At 53.8% G+C, this 20,857-nt stretch carries 26 protein-coding genes; 17 read left to right on the top strand and 9 right to left on the bottom strand.

Annotation, left to right across the window (positions count from 1 at the left end):
* Window positions 1–5: 5 nt before the first annotated feature.
* From gspE to ABU178_RS00240, 10 genes are read left to right on the top strand one after another with little or no spacing between them, the layout of a single operon-like run.
* Window positions 6–1,490: a type II secretion system ATPase GspE gene (gene gspE / locus ABU178_RS00195; RefSeq protein WP_397210807.1), complete on the top strand. Its 1,485-nt coding sequence runs from the start codon at window positions 6–8 to the stop codon at window positions 1,488–1,490.
* Entirely contained in the window at window positions 1,487–2,695 is a 1,209-nt protein-coding gene (gene gspF, locus ABU178_RS00200) for a type II secretion system inner membrane protein GspF (RefSeq protein WP_397210809.1), read from the top strand. The genes gspE and gspF overlap by 4 nt, the downstream gene beginning before the upstream one ends.
* A gap of 5 nt (window positions 2,696–2,700) precedes the next feature.
* A complete protein-coding gene (gene gspG / locus ABU178_RS00205) occupies window positions 2,701–3,156 on the top strand; it encodes a type II secretion system major pseudopilin GspG (RefSeq protein ID WP_397210811.1) in 456 nt (151 codons plus the stop codon).
* Entirely contained in the window at window positions 3,146–3,664 is a 519-nt protein-coding gene (gene gspH, locus ABU178_RS00210) for a type II secretion system minor pseudopilin GspH (protein ID WP_397210813.1), read from the top strand. The genes gspG and gspH overlap by 11 nt, the downstream gene beginning before the upstream one ends.
* Window positions 3,633–3,998, top strand: coding sequence for a type II secretion system protein (locus tag ABU178_RS00215; RefSeq protein ID WP_397210815.1), 366 nt, complete (start codon window positions 3,633–3,635; stop codon window positions 3,996–3,998). The genes gspH and ABU178_RS00215 overlap by 32 nt, the downstream gene beginning before the upstream one ends.
* A complete protein-coding gene (locus ABU178_RS00220) occupies window positions 3,982–4,575 on the top strand; it encodes a prepilin-type N-terminal cleavage/methylation domain-containing protein (protein WP_397210817.1) in 594 nt (197 codons plus the stop codon). Before ABU178_RS00215 ends, ABU178_RS00220 begins: the two co-directional genes overlap by 17 nt.
* Window positions 4,572–5,513 (top strand): type II secretion system protein GspK, encoded by a 942-nt coding sequence (locus ABU178_RS00225; protein WP_397210819.1) that lies wholly within the window; start codon window positions 4,572–4,574, stop codon window positions 5,511–5,513. The genes ABU178_RS00220 and ABU178_RS00225 overlap by 4 nt, the downstream gene beginning before the upstream one ends.
* A gap of 19 nt (window positions 5,514–5,532) precedes the next feature.
* A complete protein-coding gene (gspL, locus tag ABU178_RS00230) occupies window positions 5,533–6,657 on the top strand; it encodes a type II secretion system protein GspL (RefSeq protein ID WP_397210820.1) in 1,125 nt (374 codons plus the stop codon).
* Window positions 6,626–7,114, top strand: coding sequence for a type II secretion system protein GspM (gspM, locus tag ABU178_RS00235; protein ID WP_397210822.1), 489 nt, complete (start codon window positions 6,626–6,628; stop codon window positions 7,112–7,114). The genes gspL and gspM overlap by 32 nt, the downstream gene beginning before the upstream one ends.
* Window positions 7,111–7,917 carry a prepilin peptidase gene (locus ABU178_RS00240; RefSeq protein ID WP_397210823.1) on the top strand — a complete coding sequence of 269 codons (807 nt, stop codon included), beginning with the start codon at window positions 7,111–7,113 and terminating at the stop codon, window positions 7,915–7,917. Before gspM ends, ABU178_RS00240 begins: the two co-directional genes overlap by 4 nt.
* A 25-nt stretch (window positions 7,918–7,942) precedes the next feature.
* Here ABU178_RS00240 and ABU178_RS00245 read toward each other — a convergent pair whose 3' ends face one another.
* The 3 genes from ABU178_RS00245 to ABU178_RS00255 all read right to left on the bottom strand — a co-directional run bounded on the left by ABU178_RS00245 (window position 7,943) and on the right by ABU178_RS00255 (window position 11,440).
* Window positions 7,943–8,395, bottom strand: a complete 453-nt coding sequence (locus ABU178_RS00245) for a transglycosylase SLT domain-containing protein (RefSeq protein WP_397210825.1) — start codon at window positions 8,393–8,395, stop codon at window positions 7,943–7,945.
* A 114-nt stretch (window positions 8,396–8,509) separates the two neighbouring features.
* The gene (locus tag ABU178_RS00250; protein WP_397210827.1) at window positions 8,510–9,259 is read right to left on the bottom strand and encodes a winged helix-turn-helix domain-containing protein; all 750 of its coding nucleotides are present in this window, start codon (window positions 9,257–9,259) and stop codon (window positions 8,510–8,512) included.
* 1,317 nt (window positions 9,260–10,576) lie between these two features.
* Complete coding sequence (locus tag ABU178_RS00255; RefSeq protein ID WP_397210829.1) at window positions 10,577–11,440, bottom strand: YicC/YloC family endoribonuclease; 864 nt, start codon at window positions 11,438–11,440, stop codon at window positions 10,577–10,579.
* Between the two features lie 274 nt (window positions 11,441–11,714).
* Between ABU178_RS00255 and ABU178_RS00260 the strand changes: the two genes are divergently transcribed.
* The 3 genes from ABU178_RS00260 to pyrE all read left to right on the top strand — a co-directional run bounded on the left by ABU178_RS00260 (window position 11,715) and on the right by pyrE (window position 13,501).
* Window positions 11,715–12,020: a DUF3574 domain-containing protein gene (locus ABU178_RS00260; RefSeq protein WP_397210831.1), complete on the top strand. Its 306-nt coding sequence runs from the start codon at window positions 11,715–11,717 to the stop codon at window positions 12,018–12,020.
* A 73-nt stretch (window positions 12,021–12,093) separates the two neighbouring features.
* Window positions 12,094–12,810, top strand: a complete 717-nt coding sequence (rph, locus tag ABU178_RS00265; RefSeq protein WP_397210833.1) for a ribonuclease PH — start codon at window positions 12,094–12,096, stop codon at window positions 12,808–12,810.
* A 49-nt stretch (window positions 12,811–12,859) separates the two neighbouring features.
* Window positions 12,860–13,501 (top strand): orotate phosphoribosyltransferase, encoded by a 642-nt coding sequence (gene pyrE / locus ABU178_RS00270; protein WP_397210834.1) that lies wholly within the window; start codon window positions 12,860–12,862, stop codon window positions 13,499–13,501.
* A gap of 30 nt (window positions 13,502–13,531) precedes the next feature.
* On the opposite strand, the gene slmA is transcribed toward pyrE, so the two are convergent.
* The 3 genes from slmA to coaBC form a co-directional block, all read right to left on the bottom strand.
* Entirely contained in the window at window positions 13,532–14,128 is a 597-nt protein-coding gene (gene slmA, locus ABU178_RS00275; RefSeq protein ID WP_397210836.1) for a nucleoid occlusion factor SlmA, read from the bottom strand.
* Window positions 14,129–14,246: 118 nt separating this feature from the next.
* A complete protein-coding gene (gene dut, locus ABU178_RS00280; protein WP_397210838.1) occupies window positions 14,247–14,705 on the bottom strand; it encodes a dUTP diphosphatase in 459 nt (152 codons plus the stop codon).
* Window positions 14,683–15,903, bottom strand: coding sequence for a bifunctional phosphopantothenoylcysteine decarboxylase/phosphopantothenate--cysteine ligase CoaBC (gene coaBC, locus ABU178_RS00285; protein ID WP_397210840.1), 1,221 nt, complete (start codon window positions 15,901–15,903; stop codon window positions 14,683–14,685). The genes dut and coaBC overlap by 23 nt, the downstream gene beginning before the upstream one ends.
* 189 nt (window positions 15,904–16,092) lie before the next feature.
* On the opposite strand from coaBC, the gene radC reads away from it, so the two are divergent.
* The 4 genes from radC to mutM all read left to right on the top strand — a co-directional run bounded on the left by radC (window position 16,093) and on the right by mutM (window position 18,294).
* Window positions 16,093–16,749 carry a RadC family protein gene (gene radC / locus ABU178_RS00290; RefSeq protein ID WP_397210842.1) on the top strand — a complete coding sequence of 219 codons (657 nt, stop codon included), beginning with the start codon at window positions 16,093–16,095 and terminating at the stop codon, window positions 16,747–16,749.
* 245 nt (window positions 16,750–16,994) lie between these two features.
* A complete protein-coding gene (gene rpmB, locus ABU178_RS00295) occupies window positions 16,995–17,231 on the top strand; it encodes a 50S ribosomal protein L28 (RefSeq protein ID WP_130832740.1) in 237 nt (78 codons plus the stop codon).
* An 11-nt stretch (window positions 17,232–17,242) separates the two neighbouring features.
* Window positions 17,243–17,410 (top strand): 50S ribosomal protein L33, encoded by a 168-nt coding sequence (gene rpmG, locus ABU178_RS00300; protein WP_001051798.1) that lies wholly within the window; start codon window positions 17,243–17,245, stop codon window positions 17,408–17,410.
* Between the two features lie 74 nt (window positions 17,411–17,484).
* Window positions 17,485–18,294 (top strand): bifunctional DNA-formamidopyrimidine glycosylase/DNA-(apurinic or apyrimidinic site) lyase, encoded by an 810-nt coding sequence (gene mutM / locus ABU178_RS00305; RefSeq protein ID WP_397210855.1) that lies wholly within the window; start codon window positions 17,485–17,487, stop codon window positions 18,292–18,294.
* A gap of 30 nt (window positions 18,295–18,324) precedes the next feature.
* Here the strand turns inward: mutM and coaD are convergent, their stop codons facing one another.
* Genes coaD through waaA form a run of 3 tightly spaced genes read right to left on the bottom strand, consistent with a single transcriptional unit; the run spans window position 18,325 to window position 20,857 of the window.
* Complete coding sequence (coaD, locus tag ABU178_RS00310; protein WP_397210856.1) at window positions 18,325–18,810, bottom strand: pantetheine-phosphate adenylyltransferase; 486 nt, start codon at window positions 18,808–18,810, stop codon at window positions 18,325–18,327.
* Window positions 18,807–19,583 carry a glycosyltransferase family 2 protein gene (locus tag ABU178_RS00315; protein ID WP_397210858.1) on the bottom strand — a complete coding sequence of 259 codons (777 nt, stop codon included), beginning with the start codon at window positions 19,581–19,583 and terminating at the stop codon, window positions 18,807–18,809. The genes coaD and ABU178_RS00315 overlap by 4 nt, the downstream gene beginning before the upstream one ends.
* Window positions 19,583–20,857 carry a lipid IV(A) 3-deoxy-D-manno-octulosonic acid transferase gene (waaA, locus tag ABU178_RS00320; RefSeq protein WP_397210860.1) on the bottom strand — a complete coding sequence of 425 codons (1,275 nt, stop codon included), beginning with the start codon at window positions 20,855–20,857 and terminating at the stop codon, window positions 19,583–19,585. Before waaA ends, ABU178_RS00315 begins: the two co-directional genes overlap by 1 nt.

The raw sequence follows: 20,857 nt of genomic DNA on the forward strand, positions 1-20,857 counted from the left end.
ATCTGATGGAAAAAAAACACGCCGAAAACGCGCTGAGCTTTTTTAAGCAGCATGGCGTGCTGATTGGTGAAAACGAGGTGATTGCGCGTCGTGATGTCTCGCCAGCCGCCCTGCTTGAAATCCAGCGGGAATATCAAGGCAGCATTCAGCCGCGCTTTGTCTCTGATAAGGAGTTTGAGGAACGGCTGACGGATATCAAACAGTATCACGCTTCGGCATCCCGGCAGATCGCGGACAACATGGACGCCTCTATCGATCTGATGGCGCTAACGGAGGAGATCCCGGATAACGAAGATGTGCTGGACACGGCAGAGCATTCGCCCGTGATTCGTCTGATTAACGCTATCCTGGCCGAGGCGGTCAAGGAAAAGGCGTCGGATATTCATATCGAGACCTTCGGGAAAACGCTGGTTATTCGTTTTCGCGTTGATGGCGTGCTGATTCCGGTGCTGCAACCCGCCCGCAAGCTCTCCGCCATGCTGATTTCACGTATCAAGGTGATGGCCCGGCTGGATATCGCCGAAAAGCGCCTGCCCCAGGATGGACGCATTTCATTGCGCCTCGGCAGCCGGGCGATTGACGTTCGCGTCTCCACCCTTCCTGCCCGGCATGGCGAACGCATCGTGATGCGTTTGCTGGATAAAACCAATCTGTCGTTCGGGCTGGCTGAGCTTGGCATGGCGAGCGACGAGCTGACCCGGCTGAAACAGCAGATCCATCAGCCTCACGGCATCATTCTGGTGACCGGGCCGACCGGCTCCGGCAAGAGCACCACGCTTTACGCCATGCTCTCCGCGCTCAACAGCGATGAGCGCAATATTCTCACCGTGGAAGATCCGGTTGAGTATGAGCTTGAGGGAATCGGCCAGACGCAGGTAAACAGCGCGGTGGATATGACCTTTGCCCGCGGGCTGCGCGCCATTCTGCGCCAGGATCCGGATGTGGTGATGATCGGCGAAATCCGTGACAGCGAGACGGCGAAAATCGCCGTTCAGGCTTCGCTTACCGGCCACCTGGTGCTGTCGACGCTCCATACCAACAGCGCCTGCGGCGCCGTCACGCGTCTCCAGGATATGGGCGTCGAGCCTTACCTGATCGCCAGCTCGCTGACGGGCGTGCTGGCCCAGCGTCTGGTGCGCCGCCTCTGTCCTGCCTGTCGGGTCGCACGGCCCGTAACAGCGTATGAAAAAGCGCTGCTGCCTGCCGCACAATCTGCGCCATCGCAGCTCTGGCATCCGCAGGGGTGTGAGCGCTGCCGTCACAGCGGCTATCTGGGGCGTATCGCCATCCATGAAGTGATTACCATCGACCAGGCGCTGCGGCGGGCGATTGGCGAAAGCCAGGGCGAGGGCGTGATGGAAACCCTGCTGCGTCAGCAGGCGCGCAGCCTGCGGCAGAACGGTCTGCTGCGCGTGATGCAGGGGGATACCAGCCTGGAGGAGGTTTTGCGGGTGACCGCCGAACAGGCATTCAGCGGAGAGCAGGCATGACAGATCGTTACCGCTGGCAGGGGATGGATAGCCAGGGAAACCGGCATCGCGGCGTGGTTTCTGCAGCTTCAGCGGCGCAGGCGCGCAGAGAGCTGCGCGAGCAGGGCTACATCATTCTCTCCATGCAGCAGAGCGAGGAGCGGCGCGCCTTCGGACCGCGTTTTTCCCGTCGTGTTCCGGCAGCGGCGATTACCCTGTTTACCCGACAGCTGGCGACGCTGGTTAACGCCGCGATTCCCCTTGCACAGGCGTTAAAAATCATCGCCGCGCAGAATGAAAATGCATTGCTGGCGAAACAGCTCGCCACCATCCGGGAGCGGGTGCTGGAGGGGTATGCGCTGCATGAAGCGTTGCAGGCCTGTCCGAAGTCGTTCGATAAGTTATTCCGTACGCTGGTCGTGGCGGGCGAGAAAACCGGGCGGCTGGGTGAGGTGCTGGAGAAGCTGGCCGACCACAATGAGCAGCAGCAAATGCTGCGCAACAAACTGACCCAGGCGATGATCTACCCCACAGCGCTGACGCTGGTGGCGCTGGGCGTGATCGGCATTCTGCTGGCGGTAGTGGTGCCGCAGGTCACGGAACAGTTTGTGAATATGAAACAGGCGCTGCCGCTCTCTACGCGACTGCTGCTGATGTTGAGCCACGCGGTGCAACAGTATGGCCTGCCCTGTCTCGGCCTGTTGGCTGCCGCCGGGCTGCTCTTCCGGATCTGGCTAAAAAAGCCCAATAATCTCCTCAGGTTTCAGCGCGGAATGGTGCGCTATCCTCCGTGCGGAAAACTGGTCAGGACGCTGAATGCCGCGCGCTATCTGCGCACCCTGACCATTCTGCAGCACAGCCATGTGCCGTTACTGGAGGCGATGGAGATCGCCAGAACGGTCAACGCCAATGAATATGTGAATACGCTGATGCAGGAGGCCGCCGGGAAAGTGCGTCAGGGCGTGCCGTTAAGCCGCTCGCTTGAGCAGACCGCGCTGTTTCCGGCGATGATGATTTATATGATCGCATCGGGTGAGCAGAGCGGCCAATTAAGCGTACTGATGGCGCGCGCGACCGAATACCAGGAAAAGCAATTGCAGCATCGTATCACGCTGATGCTGGCGGTATTTGAACCGCTTCTGGTGATCACCATGGCCAGCATCGTCTTGTTTATCGTTTTGTCGATATTACAGCCCATATTACAACTGAATAATCTGGTGAGTTAACCGCTATGTTTGTTACTCCAAACCGCGCGCTGCGTCATATCTCATCGCAGTCTGGCTTTACCCTGATGGAACTGATGGTGGTGATCGTCATTCTTGGCGTGCTGGCCAGCATGGTGATCCCGAATCTGATGGGAAACAAAGAGCGGGCGGATAAGCAAAAGGCCGTCAGCGATATCGTTGCGCTGGAAAGCGCGCTGGATATGTACAAACTCGATAACCATCGCTATCCCACCACCGATCAGGGCATCCAGGCGCTGGTCACGCAACCCGAACTGGCGCCGGTGCCGAAAAACTATCGTGAAGAAGGCTATATCCGCCGCCTGCCGCGCGATCCCTGGGGAAATGATTACATTATCGTCAGTCCTGGCGAGCATGGAAAAATCGATCTTTTTTCGATGGGGCCTGATGGCGAAGCGCATACCGAAGACGATATCGGTAACTGGAAGCTGGATGAGCAGTAGGCCGATCACCAGGCAGCAGGGTTTTACGCTGATTGAGGTGATGCTGGTGATGGTGATTGCTGCCGTCGCCGCCATGGCGGTTATCACCTTTTTACCGGAAAGAGCCAGCCAGCAACGGTTTGGCGAACGGTTCCGCGCCTTGCTTGAATATGCCGCCGACCGGGCGGTGTATACGCATCAGCCCGTCGGGATCGCCCTGAGCGAAGGGCATTATCAGCTGCTGCAGCTCGCTTCTCCGGGCGAACGCAGCAAGCGCCTTATCTGGATGCCGCTGGAAAGCGGACGTTATCCCGGCAGTGGTCTGTTTCCCGATGAGCTGGAGGTGGCGCTGAACGGTCAGCCGCTTCCTCCCGTGATTTCGCTGGTTCCGCAGGTTCTCTTCCTGCCTGATGGCGAAGCATCTGTTTTTACCTTGTCGTTTACCCATCCTGTGACCGGCAAAGGTTACATCCTTTCTTCTTCAGGAGGGACGCCGTTTGAGCTGCAAACAGCGCCGCAGCGTCAATAATCAGGCTGGCATGACGCTGCTGGAAGTCATGGTTGCCCTGGCGATTTTTTCCGTTGCCGCGCTGGCGTTGATGAAGAGCCTGATGCTGGGGGGGCGGGAGAGCGCAAGGCTCGCTGAGATGCTGACCGCAAGCTGGATTGTGGAAAACGCGCTGTTAGAAAACGATCGCGTCGCTTTAACGCAGCAGCATTCTGTGGGCGGCTGGCTCTGGCAGGAAAGCGCAGCGGATGGCGAAGATGACGCGGCGCGGATCATCACCGTCGTCAGACAGGACGATCCCCGGACCGTGATTTATCAGTTAGCACTGAGTGATGAGGATGAACAGGCGCCATAAAAACCAGCAGGGATTCACTTTACTGGAAGTGCTTATTGCCACGCTAATCTTTTCCATCATGAGCGTGATGGGCTGGCAGCTATTACGCGGTGCGAATGAAATCAGCGGGCAGATGCAGCATAAAACGGCCTCGGCCAGCGAGCTGCAACGCCTCTGGCTGATATTGCGGCGCGATCTTTACCAGGTCGTGGCTGCTGAGCCGCTCATCACCGTGAGCGAGCAGAGCTTCTCCTGGACAACCAAAAATCCGTTTTCTGAACTGAATGACGCAGAGCATCGGCAGATCAGAAAGGTCATCTGGCAGCTAAAAGAGCATCAGCTTGTGCGCACTATCCAGGTTGAAGGCGGGATTCGGAGCGAGCACGTTTTTCTGCAAGATGTCGTCTCTGTGAAATGGTCCTTTTATGACGGTGGCTGGAAAACCCAATGGCGCGCTGACGCTCGTCCCGATCGGGTGGCGGCGGAATTCAGCCTCGCAGACGGCAGATCGTGGCGCTGGGTTTTTCATACCGATGCGGGAAACCTGATGCGTGTTATTGAGCTTGATAACAGGACAACCGAGCGGGCTGCTGAATGAAACGCAAAGCAACAAAGCCTGCATCCCCATCGCAGCGGGGCGTAGCGATACTTATCGTGCTGATTCTGGTTACGTTGATGTCGCTGCTGGCGGTGAAGATGAACGGGCTATTTGTCAGTAATTTCCAGCGGGTAGAGGCGATTAAAGCGTTGCAAACGCAACAGTGGCTCATCAATAGCGAAGAGAAACGGCTGCTGAAAAAAATGGCGCAGCCCGATCGGAGCATGTTGTCTGCTCAGAGATGGCACAGAGAGCTGAATCTGGCCGGCACCACCTGGCGCATTGCGGGAAAGCTGGAAAGCGCGCAGCGTTGTTTCAATCTCAACACCCTGGCGAAGCTGCCTTTTTCTGTGGAAAGAGCAGATTCAGAACCACATCAGCGTTACCTGACTATGCTGGCCGGCCTGCTGGCGCCTGCGCAGGATCGTGACATCGCGGAAGCGCTTTTACAGCGTTTTTCCGCTTTGCAAACACCGGCCAGCGAAGTCGTAAGGCGCAAAACGCTGTTGTATCAGGAAAATGAATTACCGGCGGCAGCGCGGGCCTTCATCAGAGACGATCGGTCGTCGCCGCTTTGCCTGCTGCCTTCGCGTCAGGCACGAGTGGATATCAATCAACTGACCAGAGAGCAGGCACCCTTGCTGACCGCGCTGTTCACGCCTTATCTCAGTCTGGAGAAAGCTCAGGCGTTGATTGCGGCGCGACCGGAGGGCGGCTGGAAAACGCTTAAGGCGGTGCACCAGGCCTGGATGAAAATCAGCTACGAGACATCGATTCCGCTGTCGCTGTTTGAAGAGCTGCTCAGCGTGCGGAGTCATTTCTGGCGAAGCCAGATAACCGTTACGGATGAAGAACATGCGCTCACCGTTAGCAGCGAAATCTATTTTTCTCAGGAAGAGAATAGCGCTTTCATCTGGAATCATCGCTATGTCTATTAATCAACGTCGGTGGTGATCAATGCACGCCTTTCTGTTCGTTCGGCCCGACTCCTTTCTGAGTTCACGCCTCTGGTGGTTTACCTCACAGGATATGACGCCACGCGTGCTGGAGCATCCGCAGCAGTTAAATACGTTAAGTGGTCACCCGCTGGCGCAGCGGGTTTGTCTGCTGCTGCCTGCCTGTGAAATTCTGTGTCGGCGCTTTACCCTGCCGGATAAAAAGCTGCGGGATCTGTCGTCAACCCTGACGTGGATGGCCGAGGAGAGCGTGCCGGAGGCGCAGGATCTGCACTGGCACGTCATGCAACGCAACGGGAAGAGGCTTGACGCCTTTGCCGTGCCGCAGGCTGTTCTGCAACGCTGGCTTGATCTCTGTAGCCAGGCCGGGCTGCAGGTTGTCAGGGCCGTGCCGGATGCGCTATTGCTCGATTATCACAACAATAGGATCACCCTGGCGAAGCTGGATGAAAACTGGCTGGTACGGTATGGCGAAACGGAATTTGCCGAAGTGTCACCCTCGTTATTGCCTGCATTTATTCAGCAGCTGCCTGCGGCGGAAATCATCAGCAGCGATGTTATTCCTGATGATATAGAGATGAAATACCATGTTTCATGCCGCTCCGTCTGGCGCATGATGGCTTCAGCGCCGCCTCGCAGCCATGACAATATATTGACCAGCTTTACGGCGAATAACAATAACGAGAAAAAGGTTAACGCATTTCTTATTATGGCTATAGCCTATAGTTTCATCATTTTTTTCGCTTCACAGTTGTTTAGTCTGTATAAGCTGAATGAAATTGCTACGCGTACAGAAAATCAGGCGCAAACGCTTTATCAACGTTACTTTCCGCAGAGCCGTCTGCCTCACAATCTTAAATATGATTTTGAGCGTAAGGCTAAACAGCAAGATCCTGGTTTTGCGCAATTGATTCAAGCTATTGACCGCATAAAACAAACCTCTTCGGGCATGAGCGTTACAAAGCTGGAATATTATTCCACGCCGCTGAGTCTGCGCTTGCATATCAAAGGTGACGCTTCGGCGGAAGCATTTATTACCGCACTGAAGAAAGAGACCGGACTTGAAATAAAACAGAATCAGGATGGCACTGCCGATGTTATTGAACTTTACCGCAGGGCGCGCTAACGCTTTTTGCCAGAAAATCACTGAAGCTTATGACGTGAAATTGAAGTGTATTCTGTTGGCAGGGGTGCTCCTGGTTAGCGCAGGAGCGCTGGTCACGCTGAATAATATGATGCAGGCGCGGCGGCTGCGCATTGAACATAATGAAAAAACCGTGCAGGCGATATTGTCGCTGGCAAAAAAGCATGCGCTAACGGTAAAAGCGCTGCAGGTCAGCGAGCCTGTACAGGCGGTGAAAGAGCGCGCCGCAAAAGCGGGGATCAATCTCATTCTGATGGAAAGTGATAAACAACAGGCGCGGCTGCGCATGAGTGAGACGACGCTGCCGCGCTTTATTGCCTGGGTAGACCAGCTTAACGACGCGACGGGCGTACAACTCAGTCAGGTGGTGCTGCTTCCGGCCGAAAACAGCAAACATATTCAGGTTGAGGCGCTGCTGGTCTGGGGGCAACCATCATGACGTTAACCGCCGATCTGTTGAGTCATGGCCCTGATGCCGGGCGCATTCTGGCCATTCTGCTCATGTTTTTCGTCGGTGCGATAATGGGCAGCTTTGCCGGCGTGGTTATTGAGCGTTTACCCCTGACGATTACCGGGACGCAGCCCTATCCCATGTCGCTCGCCTTTCCCTCCTCGCACTGTTTTATCTGCCTGCACAAACTGGCCTGGTGGGAAAATATTCCGCTTATCAGTTGGACCCTGCTACAGGGAAAATGTCGCCATTGCTGCCACGCTATTCCGGTGCGGTTGTGGCTGACCGAGCTGGCCGTTGCAGGTTATTTCGCCCTTTGTACCTTCTTTTTTGCCGATACGCTGTTGCTGTTTGCCTGCTGTTTGCTGGGATATCTGCTGTTTATGCTGACGGTGATTGATATTCGCCATCTGCTGCTGCCCGACTGCCTGACCCTGGGGCTGTTATGGTCAGGATTGTGTTTTCACACAATAATCAACGAAGCTGTGACGGCTTCGGTTTGGGGAGCGATAGCGGGTTATCTGGTTTTCGCCATCCTGCGACAGCTCAGCCTCTGGCTATTAAAAAAAGAGGGATTAGGCGGCGGAGATTGTAAGCTGCTGGCCGCCTTAGGCGCCTGGCTGGGCTGGCAAGCGCTGCCCCTGCTCTGTTTATTTGCTGCATTAATAACTTTGCTTGCCGCGCTGTTTTTTATCATTACCGGAAATAAAAAGGCGGTATTTCCATTCGGTCCGGGTTTAAGCCTCACCGGAATGATTATATTTTTATCTGAAAGTCGTATCGCAAGTTAAGGCGTGGCCTGAATGCCGCGCGCTTTTATTCAGGCTTAACCACTTTTTCTTTCTCCCGCAGATAATACCGCCAGACTTTCGCCGCATAATTCATGCGCTGCTGGTGACGGTTTTTTGCCGTTCCGGCATGATACGCCCCCACTGCTTCCCAGGTGTAGCCATATACCATCATCATGTCAGATAAGATCGCCGCGCCGGTAAGCACGGAAATACAGGGATCGTTTTGCAACATAAATTCGTTAACGCCAGACTTACGCAGGGCGGGCAGGTGGCGGCTGTTGATCTGCATCAGACCGGTATCCCAGCTGCCATCGCTGTTTTTACCCATCGCACGGGGATTCATCGCAGATTCTACCTGGGCAATAGCCATCAGCAACTTGCCATCAATATGGAATGTCTCTTCAGCGAGCTGCCAGCAGGTGGCGTTTGCGGCACAGGAGAACAAAAAAGAAAAAACAAAAAGCAGGAACTTAACCATAGCATTTATACAGGTGAGCCGAGGGATGAAAAGAAAAAAGGCGCGCACTCTGAAATAAAGCCACGCCTTCAATGAAAGCTGGCTGGAAAACGATTATTACCAGCCAGAGATTGTTTACTCCTCTATTTTCTCAAATGGTGACAGCTTTTCCTGCTGCGTTTTCGCTATCAGCGTCCTGAGCGTTTTTTCCAGCGAATGACGTAATTCATTCTGGTTGGGTGAGAGCAGCGTGGCGCCTTCACGAAAAATAACCGCATGATCTTTTGTTCTGACCAGTTCCAGCCTGATGACAGGCGCTTCGCCCTCAGGCGTCACTTCAGTGCCGGAGATATAATAATCCGTTTTCAGCAGCTGAAGGATGTTCAGAATGCTTGCATAATCAGTCCCATGGCGGGTAAATACCGAAGGCAGGATGGTGATTGTGCCATCATTCAGGTTGTGCAACAGATCCTGAATCTGATCGTGTAGCATTAACGTATCACTGTTATTTACCGTGAAGGGAAATACAGCGATGCGAATGTTATTTTCCTGTTGCGCCAGGGCATGAGCGGAGATATCACGCTCAATGATGGGACAAATAAAACGGTAGCCTTTGCCGTATAACGTATTAATGTATTTATTTTTATCGGTTTGCTCCAGCATTTTGCGGATAACGTAAATGCACCTGGTCAGGGATTCATCAGAAACGATACCGCCATTCCAGACTTTTTCAATAATTTGCTCTTTCGTTAAAATTTTATCAGCATTTTCAATTAAAAAGCGCAAGACGCTAACTTCTTTTGGCGGCAAGTTAATCGGCTGATCATTTTTTAACAAAATATTGTCTGAACGAAGCAAGAAATCGTTAAATTTATACTCTTTCATTTTTTTACTCAGTTTTCACGTAAAAAGATTCGGAAACGCGGATACGTCTCCGGTTATAACTTCCACAGCAGAATAATGGGGGCTGTTTTTTACGTAAATTTTAATCAGATTGTCATAAGAATAAAGACAGATAATTCTCTATACCACAGCGAATATTCTTACATATTATGGCTTTTGTCAGTATTTTCCTACAAACGGGCCAGCCATTCGCGTCATGACAGAATAGAAATAAGTCAAGTCAGATTGGATTATTGTTTAAAGATGTATTTATCGTCTTTTGATGCTGGTGAGTTAATGAAGATATTTGCTGAGCTTTGAAAAATAATTTATGGGAAAAATTGGTGTTGTTTTGGAAAAAAATTAATCAAACAGAATTGCGCTGGAATTAAGCATTATAGAGATTTATATTAATAGTTCTGAATACTCGATAAAACCTTTACCATTCAATGGTTAATTATTATATGCGCAACGTAATTATCCGGATTAATAGCTGTTGTAAACAACCCGTTTTAGTTTGAAGCACCTTTTGAAATCACGGTCAAATAAGGTTGGAGCCGGTAATGCTATGGTCTGCAATTATGATTTAATGTCATGCGTTGTAGAGGCGTCCACAAGCAGAGTTTATCTGACCGCATTTTTGAACTATTCCTTAGCCAATACCGGCTCTAAAACATCACAATTATCCCTATAATAACCACGGTTTATCTTATGGAGATCGCAATGGATAGCATTACAGAGGTTAGGGGTTTTTCCAGACGGTGAATTAATGATGAATTTCAGGGCTGGGTGATAATTAATATGATTATATTATTTTCGATAGTTCCATTTTTCATTATTAGAGTGTCAATTAATTGTTACATTGAAAGAAATAAATCTATCCCCGCAACTATTAAACAAATATTCTGGTATTATAGTAAAGTAACGTCCATGCCATTGTTTCTGATGGTTTTATTAAATATTGCTCTGGAAATATAAGCGATGAGGGGCGCAAACCCTCGTTATTATCGTTCGTTCCAGCTCTTTGAATGCTGTACGTTGCCATCACAGTATTTGTGCGTAATTTTTTCGTACATTAACGAGACCGTTTCAGTGTGGTTAGTTCCTGTGAGGCCTGAAATTTTAGTGCTTGGCATACCTGGATTGTATGCCGTTTGATGTCGTATTCGAAAATTCGTCGTGTCCGCAGCATATCAGTAGCGATAAGGTACGCGCGAAGCGTGCGTCTGGTTGCTTCTAATGCTGGCAGATGGATACAACAAAGCCCGCCAGAGTACGGGCTTTTAGGGTTTCTGTTAGCTAATACGTTTTCGTGATTTTTTACTCAATATTCTGAATCTGCTCGCGCATCTGCTCGATCAATACCTTCAGCTCAATCGCTGACGTCGTGATTTCTGCATTGATCGATTTAGAGGCCAGGGTATTCGACTCACGGTTGAATTCCTGCATCATAAAATCGAGACGGCGGCCGACAGCTTCTTTTTTCTTCAGAATGTTGTAGGTTTCTTTTACATGGGCATCGAGACGATCCAGTTCTTCAGCTACATCGATACGCTGCGCCATCATCACCAGTTCTTGCTCGAGACGATTATTTTCCAGCTGAACCTCAGCTTCTTCCAGTTTGGTCACCAGTCGTTCGCGCTGCCATTTCACCACTTCCGGCATCTGCGCGCGCACTTTGCTGACTTCCGCGCTGACGCCTTCCAGACGCTGCTCAATCAAGGTCTTCAGCGCCGCACCTTCGCTTTCGCGGGCGGCGATAAAATCATCCAGCGCGATATCCAGCGCCTTCAGCAGCTCAGCATTGATAGCATCGAGATCCTGCTCCTGCGCCGACATCACGCCAGGCCAGCGTAAGATATCCAGCGGATTGATTGCGCCTTCATCGCTCTGCATTTTTACCCAGTTTGCCGCCTGCACCAGCTGTTTCGCCAGCGACTCGTTGAGCATCAGTTCGCCCTGTGCGCTGGGATCGGCATCGAAACGCAGGTTGCATTCAACTTTGCCGCGCGTCAGGCGATTACGGATACGCTCACGAATCACCGGCTCCAGGCTGCGAAACTGCTCCGGCAAACGAATATAGGTTTCCAGGTAGCGTTGGTTGACGGAGCGCAGCTCCCAGGCGGCGCTGCCCCATTCTCCTTTTGCTTCGCGGCGGGCGTAAGCGGTCATACTGCGGATCATAAGCGGTACTCATTTTCAGAAAGATTGCCTGAATTATAGCGAGGCAGGCTTCGCCATAACAGGAATAAGCACGTTTTAAGGATAATGGCGAAAATCTTCGCCTTTTCGCGACAGGCACTTATCATAGTACTGGCACATTTTTCAGCTCAGTCGGGGGATAATGAAAAGCTTAACGTGGGTTCCTGTCATACTGATCTTATTGCTGTCGGGCTGTAAGGCTCCGCCTCCGCCGCCTCCCGCCATCCGGGTGCAACCAGTCTGCGCCGGAGGAGAGATGATGATGCAAACCACCCTTTGGTTTACGCAGGGAACGGCAATCAGTAGCGTCGACTGGCAAGACTTTATTGATAACGAGGTCACGCCACGCTTTAAACAGGGTATCGCCATTTATGACGCGCAAAGAGTGTGGCCGGACAACAGCGGCAGGTGGGTCAAGGCAAACAGCAAGGCGCTGGTGCTGATACACGGCGTTGAGATTGCTGATAACACCCATATTGAAGAGCTGCGCGACATTTATAAAAAGCGTTTCGCGCAGGCGTCGGTTATGCGTGTCGATGCCCCAGCCTGCGTGGGCTATTAACCGGCGCCGCAAGACAGCATGGACGGAAGCCCGTATAATGCGCAGCCAATCATTAGCAAGCCGGAGAGAAACCATGCGTCCAGCAGGCCGTAGCGCACAGCAGGTGCGTCCCGTCACACTGACTCGTCATTACACCAAACATGCCGAGGGTTCCGTACTGGTTGAATTTGGCGAAACCAAAGTACTTTGCACCGCCACCGTTGAAGAGGGCGTGCCGCGCTTCCTGAAAGGCCAGGGCCAGGGCTGGGTCACCGCCGAATATGGCATGCTGCCGCGTTCAACCCACAGCCGTATGGCGCGTGAAGCGGCGCGAGGCAAGCAGGGTGGCCGCACGTTGGAAATTCAGCGACTGATCGCCCGCTCGCTGCGCGCGGCAGTTGATCTCAAGGCGCTGGGTGAGTTCACCATCACTCTCGACTGCGACGTCATCCAGGCCGATGGCGGTACGCGTACCGCTTCGATTACCGGCGCCTGCGTGGCGCTGGCCGATGCCCTTAACACGCTGGTGGCGAACGGCAAACTCAAAGCCAACCCGCTGAAGGGCATGGTGGCGGCGATTTCCGTGGGGATCGTGGAAGGGGAAGCGCGTTGCGATCTGGAGTATGTGGAAGATTCAGCCGCTGAAACGGACATGAACGTGGTGATGCTGGAAGATGGCCGCATGATCGAGGTGCAGGGCACCGCAGAGGGCGAGCCGTTCAGCCATGAGGAATTACTCGAACTGCTGGCATTAGCGCGTGGCGGTATCGAAAGCTTAATTGAGGCGCAGAAAGCGGCGCTGGAAAATTGATGTAACAGGCGACCTCAGAGTCGCCTTTTCTTTATTTGAGGAGTGAGAAATGAAAGCCTGGCAGCGTCAGTTTATTGAATTCGCCCTGAATAAGCAGGTTCTGAAATTTGGTGAATTTACCCTGAAGTCCGGACGTAAAAGCCCCTATTTCTTTAATGCAGGCCTGTTCAACAGCGGCCGCGATTTAGCGCTGTTAGGTCGTTTCTACGCTCAGGCGTTGGTTGATGCCGGCATCGATTTCGATTTGCTGTTCGGACCTGCCTATAAAGGCATTCCCATCGCCACCACCACAGCGGTTGCGCTGGCAGACCATCACGATCGCGACGTGCCTTACTGCTTTAACCGCAAAGAGGCCAAGGATCACGGTGAAGGCGGCACTCTGGTCGGCAGCCCGCTGCAGGGTCGGATCATGTTAGTGGACGATGTCATTACCGCCGGTACAGCAATCCGTGAATCGATGGAAATCATCAGCGCCAACGGCGCGACGCTGGCTGGCGTATTAATCTCTCTCGATCGTCAGGAACGCGGGCGCGGCGATATCTCTGCGATTCAGGAGGTAGAGCGCGATTACCGTTGCCATGTCACCGCCATTATTACGCTGACCGATCTGATCGCCTATCTGGAAGAGAAGCCGGAGATGGCCGATCACCTGGCGTCCGTGCGCGCTTACCAGAAAGAGTATGGGATTTAATTAAAGATAAGGCGGGCTTTGCCCGCCAGATTACACCAGCTGCGTCGCCAGCAGTGGCCAGCGAATATCGAAATCCGCCGTCGGGCTGTAGCGAAATTCAGAGCGCACAAAGCGCGACAACAGCCCTTCGCAAAATGCCAGCAGCTGGCTCGCCAGCAGGCTTTCATCGGTGCGAAAACCTTCCCCTTCACGCATTTTACGCTCGCGCATCACCTGACGAAGCTGCGCCTCAATACGTTCAAACAGCTGGTTAATACGGCTCTGCAGGCGATCCTGTTCAAACATCAGGGCGTGGCCGGTGAGAATACGCGTCAGCCCCGGATTACGCTCACCAAATCCCAGAATCAGATGAACAATCAGACGCAGGCGCGTCATGGTCTCTTTTTCATCTTTCAGGATTAGATTGATGCGGGTAATCAGACTGTCTTCGATAAATTCAATCAGGCTGTCGAACATGCGTGTTTTGCTGGGGAAATGACGATAAAGCGCCGCTTCCGATACACCCACATTGGCCGCCAGTTTTGCGGTGGTAATACGTTGGCTTCCGTCGCTGGATTCCAGCATCTGCGCCAGTGATTGCAAAATTTCTTCGCGACGATTCCGTTTCGCGCTTATTTTTTCTGCCATGACCTTAAAAACCCCTGAAATTCACCCAAAGCAGGCAATACCACGCATCTGCCATGAGACAGAGTCTCATGGAGAGAAAGAGTGAATATCAACAGATGCGTAAAAGGAAAAACTGCGTTTACTGGCGACCGGAATGGCCAAAGCCGCCTTCGCCGCGCACGCTGGCGTCAAAATCTTCCACAAGATTAAATTCAGCCTGAACCACCGGCACGAAGACCAGCTGAGCGAGGCGTTCGCCTGGCTGAACGGTAAAATTATCCTGGCCGCGGTTCCAGACCGAGACCATCAGCTGGCCCTGATAATCGGAATCGATCAGGCCCACCAGGTTACCCAGTACAATGCCATGTTTGTGGCCCAGGCCTGAGCGCGGCAGGATAACCGCAGCCAGGCTGGGATCGGCAATATGAATCGCCAGTCCGGTCGGCACCAGAATAGTTTCGCCAGGTGCCAGTTCCAGCGCATGGTCCAGGCAGGCGCGCAGGTCCAGCCCGGCAGAACCCGAGGTCGCATAGGTCGGCAGCGGAAATTCTTTGCCGACGCGCGCATCAAGAATCTTAACGTCGATTTTTTTCATCATAACGGCTGACAATCTCGTCTAATAATTGTTGGCCAAGGAGCCTCTTATCGCTGAGCGGTAAGACTTTTTCTCCTTCCTGCCAAAAAAGGTGAAGCGCGTTAGTGTCGCTATTAAAACCCTGTCCGGTTTTCGACACATCATTGGCGCAAATAAGGTCCAGATTTTTTCGTACCCTTTTTTGTCGGGCGTATTCTTCCACATTCCGGGTTTCTGCGGCAAATCCAACCACAAAGGGTCGACCTTCGGTCAGCGCGCCAACGCCTGCGACAATGTCAGGATTCTTCACCAGTTGCAGAGTAACGCTTTCAACGTCACCCTGTTTTTTGATTTTTTCTGCGGCAATTTCTGCCGCCCGGTAGTCTGCCACGGCTGCACTGGCAATGAAAATATGTTGTTTGATTATCTCGCTCATTACCGCCTGTTCCATATCCAGCGCGGTAGTGACGTCAATGCGTTTTACCCATGCCGGAGTCGGTAAGGTTACCGGCCCGGCAATCAAGGTCACCTTTGCGCCCCGTTTTGCGGCAGCGGCGGCAATGGCGAATCCCATCTTGCCCGAGCTGTGATTGGTGATATAGCGAACGGGATCAAGGGCTTCACGCGTAGGACCAGCGGTAATCATAATGTTGAGATGTTGCAGATCGTTGACGGGCGATGCCCAGGTTACTGCGTGGTCAACAATCGTCAGCGGATCAAGCATACGACCGGGACCGACATCGCCGCAGGCCTGGCTGCCGCTGTCCGGCCCCCAAATCATCATGCCACGCGCGGCAAGGCGCTCAAGGTTCTCCAGCGTCACCGCGGCGCGATACATTTGCTGGTTCATCGCGGGCACTACGGCGATGGGCGCGGCGGTGGCCAGGCAGGCGGTGGTCAGCAGATCGTTGGCCATGCCAGCCGTGACGCGCGCGATAAGGTCGGCGGTGGCCGGCGCCAGAATCACCAAATCGGCCCATTTCGCCAGTTCGATATGGCCCATGGCGGCTTCGGCAGCCGGGTCGAGCAGGTCATCATAAACCGGGTAACCCGATACCGCCTGCAGGCTCAGCGGCGTAATAAAGGCTTTGGCGGCTTCGGTCATCACCACCCTGACATCCGCGCCGCGATCGCGCAGTCGGCGCACCAGCTCAGGCGCTTTATAAGCGGCAATACCGCCGCTGATGCCAAGAAGAATTTTTTTACCGGCTAATCCCGTCATGCTGTCCGCCTCAATTATACAGTTAGCCGCGCCTTGCGCGTCACAATGAGGGAATTTTACCACAGCGCGCGCTGTCCGCCTGTTCACTCCCTGCGGCCTTTGCGAGACGTCCCGAAAAAATGCACAGCGAGAGTGGCGCGCAGCCAGGCGGCCCGGCATGATAAATCCGCATTCAGGGAGAACGCCGCAATGGATAATCTACCGCCACGGGAAAAATTACAGCAGATGGGCGCAGTCGCGCTCAGCGATGCCGAGCTGCTGGCTATCTTTTTACGCACCGGCGCGGCGGGCATCAGCGTGCTGCTGCTGGCGCGGCAGATACTGGACGAATTCGGCTCGTTATACCGCGTCATGACCGCCAGCAGGCAGGAGCTAACCGCAGTAAAAGGAATTGGCGAGGCTAAGCTGGCGCAATTACATGCCGTTGCCGAACTGGGGAAACGCTTTTTCGCTGCGCAACTGGCGCGGGAAAACGTCATGGAAAACCCGCAGGTCACGCGGCACTATCTGCAGAGCGTGCTGGCGCATCAGGAGCGTGAAGTCTTTATGGTGCTGTTTCTGGATAATCAGCATCGTGTGCTACATGCGCAGCAGATGTTTGCCGGTTCGATTAACAGCGTTGAGGTACACCCGCGTGAAATTGTCCGCGAAGCGCTGAAGTGCAATGCCGCCGCTCTGATTCTGGCGCACAATCACCCCTCCGGCATCGCGGAGCCGAGTCAGGCTGACAGAGAGATTACGCAAAAAGTAAGTCAGGCGTGCGTGCTGCTTAATCTTCGTGTATTAGATCATCTTGTGATTGGTCGCGGCGAATATGTTTCCTTTGCCGAGCGCGGCTGGCTGTAGTTTTTGACCACATAACAGACGTAAACGGGGCGTTTTTACGCGATCCGGCGGGATCTTTATTTGTTCGGGACTTGAGCACTGGCGCGGACCGGCGTATACTACGCCACCTTTGAGAATCTCGGGTTTGGCGTTTAGGCCTGCTCAGCGGGTTCACATGGAACTCGCCTGGATGGGCTACGAGCCTGACGAGGCGGCCAAGACCTAATTTTTAAAGCTCGAGCTGATTTGATTTTTGGAGAATAGAAATGTCACGAGTCTGCCAGGTAACTGGAAAGCGTCCGGTGACGGGTAACAACCGTTCCCACGCAATGAACGCGACGAAACGCCGTTTCCTGCCGAACCTGCACTCACACCGTTTCTGGGTTGAGAGCGAGAAGCGCTTCGTTACTCTGCGTGTATCTGCTAAAGGTATGCGTGTTATTGATAAGAAGGGCATCGATACGGTTCTGGCCGATATGCGCGCCCGTGGTGAGAAGTACTAAGGAACTGAATCATGGCTAAAGGTATTCGTGAGAAGATCAAGCTGGTTTCCTCTGCTGGTACAGGTCACTTCTATACCACCACGAAGAACAAACGTACTAAACCTGAGAAACTGGAACTGAAAAAGTTCGATCCGGTTGTACGTCAGCATGTGATCTACAAAGAAGCCAAAATTAAATAATTTTGGTTCTCTGCGAAAAACCCGGCTCCGGCCGGGTTTTTTGTTTGTATCAGCGAAATTTTTAAGGAGATGGCATGCCTGAATTACCTGAGGTGGAAACCAGTCGTCGTGGCATTGAACCGCATCTGGTGGGTGAAACCATTCTGCACGCGGTGGTGCGCAACCCGCGTCTGCGTTGGCCGGTTTCCCGCGAAATTCATTCTCTGAGCGATCAGCCGGTGCTGAGCGTACAGCGCCGCGCCAAATATCTGCTGCTGGAACTGCCGACCGGCTGGATCATCATCCATCTCGGTATGTCAGGTAGCCTGCGTATTTTGCCGGAAGAGCAACCAGCGGCCAAACATGACCATGTGGATCTGGTGATGAGCAACGGCAAGGTGCTGCGCTATACCGATCCGCGTCGCTTTGGTGCCTGGCTGTGGAGCACCGATTTACAGGGCAGCAACGTTCTGGCCCATCTGGGACCGGAGCCGCTTAGCGAGGAATTTGATGGTCGCTATCTGTTTGAGAAGTCGCGCAACAAACGCACCGCGATCAAGCCATGGCTGATGGATAACAAAATTGTTGTGGGCGTCGGCAATATTTATGCCAGCGAATCACTGTTTACCGCCGGGATCTTACCCGATCGTCCGGCGATGAGCCTGAGCGAAGAGCAGGCTGGTCTGCTGGCCAATACCATCAAAGCGGTACTGCTGCGCTCTATTGAGCAGGGCGGCACCACGCTGCGTGATTTTTTGCAGAGCGACGGCAAACCGGGCTATTTCGCCCAGCAGCTCCAGGTTTATGGTCGCGCCGGGGAACCTTGCAACGTCTGCGGGACGCCGATTGTCAGTGGAAAGCATGGACAGCGCAGCACTTACTGGTGCCCAAACTGCCAGCATTAACAGCGATAGCCGCCGCGTGCGGCCAGTGAATCAGGCCTGAGAGAGTTTTGCCATCAGCGCCTGATGAACTGGCGCAGGCAGAAAAGCCTCAACCTCGCCGCCGTGGCGCGCCACCTCTTTCACCAGTGATGAAGAGACGAAGGAGAATCCTTCGGACGGCATCAGGAACACGCTCTCCAGCCCCGGCAGCAGATGGCGATTCATCTGCGCCAGCTGTAACTCATACTCAAAGTCAGAAACCGCGCGCAGCCCGCGTACCAGCACGTTCGCCTGCTGCGCTTTGGCAAAGTTCGCCATCAGATCGCTAAACCCCATCACCTCGACGTTATCAAGATGCGCCGTCACCTGCTGCGCAAGATCGACGCGCTCTTCCAGACTAAACAGCGGCTTTTTGCTCGGGCTGGCGGCAATCGCCAGAACGATATGGTCAAACATGCGCGCGGCGCGGATGACAATATCCAGATGACCCCGGGTAAAAGGATCAAAGGTGCCGGGATAAATGGCTTTGGTGCTCATAAATTGCTCTCCGGGGTGGAGTGATTGAGCGCCCAAAGCGCTGAATATTTATTGAAGGTGTATTGCGCATTCACCACTGCCAGCATCCATCCTTGCTTACCGTCGAGAAAACCGGCGCGTAGCAACAGGGTTTTGATAAAAGCAGCCAGCGTATGGCTGTAAACCGAGAAAAGCGAGCAGCGTTTGCCGCGTTGATGACGTTCTCGCGCCCAGGCATCGGCGTACGCCAGCTGTTTGCGCTGGAAGGTGATCAAATCACGACAGGTAAGATGCTGCAAATCGCCCTGTAGCGCCACCACCGGCGCGCCGGCGGTTTCCAGCGATTCGTGTACCAGGTTATCGTTGTAGCGCAGCGTACGAGGATAGAGTCGCATTACCCGGTCGGGATACCAGCCGCTGTGACGCATAAAGCGGCCCAGAAACAGATTGCTGCGGCTGATGTTGTAAACGGTGGAGGAGGGCGGCTGTTCCAGCACCTTTTCAATCGCTGCGCGCAGTTTGGGCGTTACGCGCTCGTCGGCATCGATCATCAAAATCATTTCGCCGCTGGCATAACTTTGCGCCAGCTGGCGCTGCCTGCCGTAGCCTGGCCAGATCTCTGAATGGAATACTTTTGCGCCGCTGTTGCGGGCAATCTCTGCCGTTGTGTCCTGGCTACCTGAATCCAGCACGATAATCTCGTCTGCCCAGTTAACTGACGCCAGGCAGTCCGGCAAAAGTTCAGCTTCATTTTTGGCGATCATCACCACCGAAAGTCGCTGGCGTGTGGTCATTAGTGAGTCCGTGGCGGCAAGTGAGGTTCGAGCAGTTGCAGCAAACGCTGCAACGCTCCCTGATTCTGATGCAATACATCCACAGCATGACGGCCGTAATAGCGGCGATAGTCATCATCCTGCAGCAAATTCGTCACCTCTTTTTCCAGTGAGGCGACATCCGTTACGGTAATCAACCCTTCCGCCTGTTGCAACTTGCCGCAGATATCTTTGAAATTCCAGGTATACGGTCCCATCAGCACCGGAATGGCATGCGCCGCTGGTTCCAGCGGATTATGGCCGCCGCGCTCCACCAGGCTGCCGCCGACAAACGCCAGGTCGGCAATGCCGTACAGCATCATCAGCTCGCCCATGGTATCGCCAATCACTACCTGAGTATTCACGGAAGGAATTTCGCCGCTGCTGCGCAGGGTAAAGCTGAATCCGCGTTTTTGCGTCAGCTCGCGCGCATCGTTGAAGCGCTCAGGATGGCGCGGCACCAGAATCAACAACAGATCGGGGAACTGTTGCAGCAAATGGCGGTGCGCATCAAGCACGATCGCCTCCTCGCCTTCATGGGTGCTGGTGGCGATCCAGACCGGACGGCGCGGCGCCCACTGGCGTCGCAGCGTGACCGCTTTGGCCGCCAGCTCCGGCGTGACGGAAATATCAAACTTCAGGCTGCCAGTGACCGCCAACTGCGAGCGTTTCAGGCCCAGCTCCAGGAAGCGGTCGCCATCTTCAGCGTTCTGAGCGGCGATCAGGGTAATGCATTGCAGCAGCTGACGCATAAACCCGCCCAGCTTTTTGTACCCTTTCGCCGAGCGGGCGGAAAGGCGCGCGTTGGCAATGACCAGTGGAATGTTGCGCTTGTGCAGGATGCGAATGATATTCGGCCACAGCTCGGTTTCCATGATGATCACCAGCCGCGGATTCACCGTATCGAGAAAACGATTGATGGAGCCTGGCAGATCGTAAGGCAGGTAAACGTGATGCACATCTTTGCCAAAAGCAGACTGCGCCCGCTCTGAACCGGTAGGCGTCATGGTGGTAACGGTAATCGGCAACGTGGGATAGCGATGGCGCAATGCGCGAACCAGCGGAACGGCAGCCAGCGTTTCGCCTACGGAAACCGAATGCAGCACGATGCCGTCGGGTTTCACCTTGCCGACACAAAAGCCGTAACGCTCTGCCCAGCGTTTACGGTAAGCCGGCGCTTTTCGTCCGCGCAGCCACAGGCGCAGCCAAATCAGCGGCTGAATCAGATAGAGCAGGGCTGTGTAAATTGTTGTCAT

The organism is Pantoea osteomyelitidis (assembly GCF_044342975.1).
Taxonomy (GTDB): Bacteria; Pseudomonadota; Gammaproteobacteria; order Enterobacterales; family Enterobacteriaceae; genus Pantoea; species Pantoea osteomyelitidis.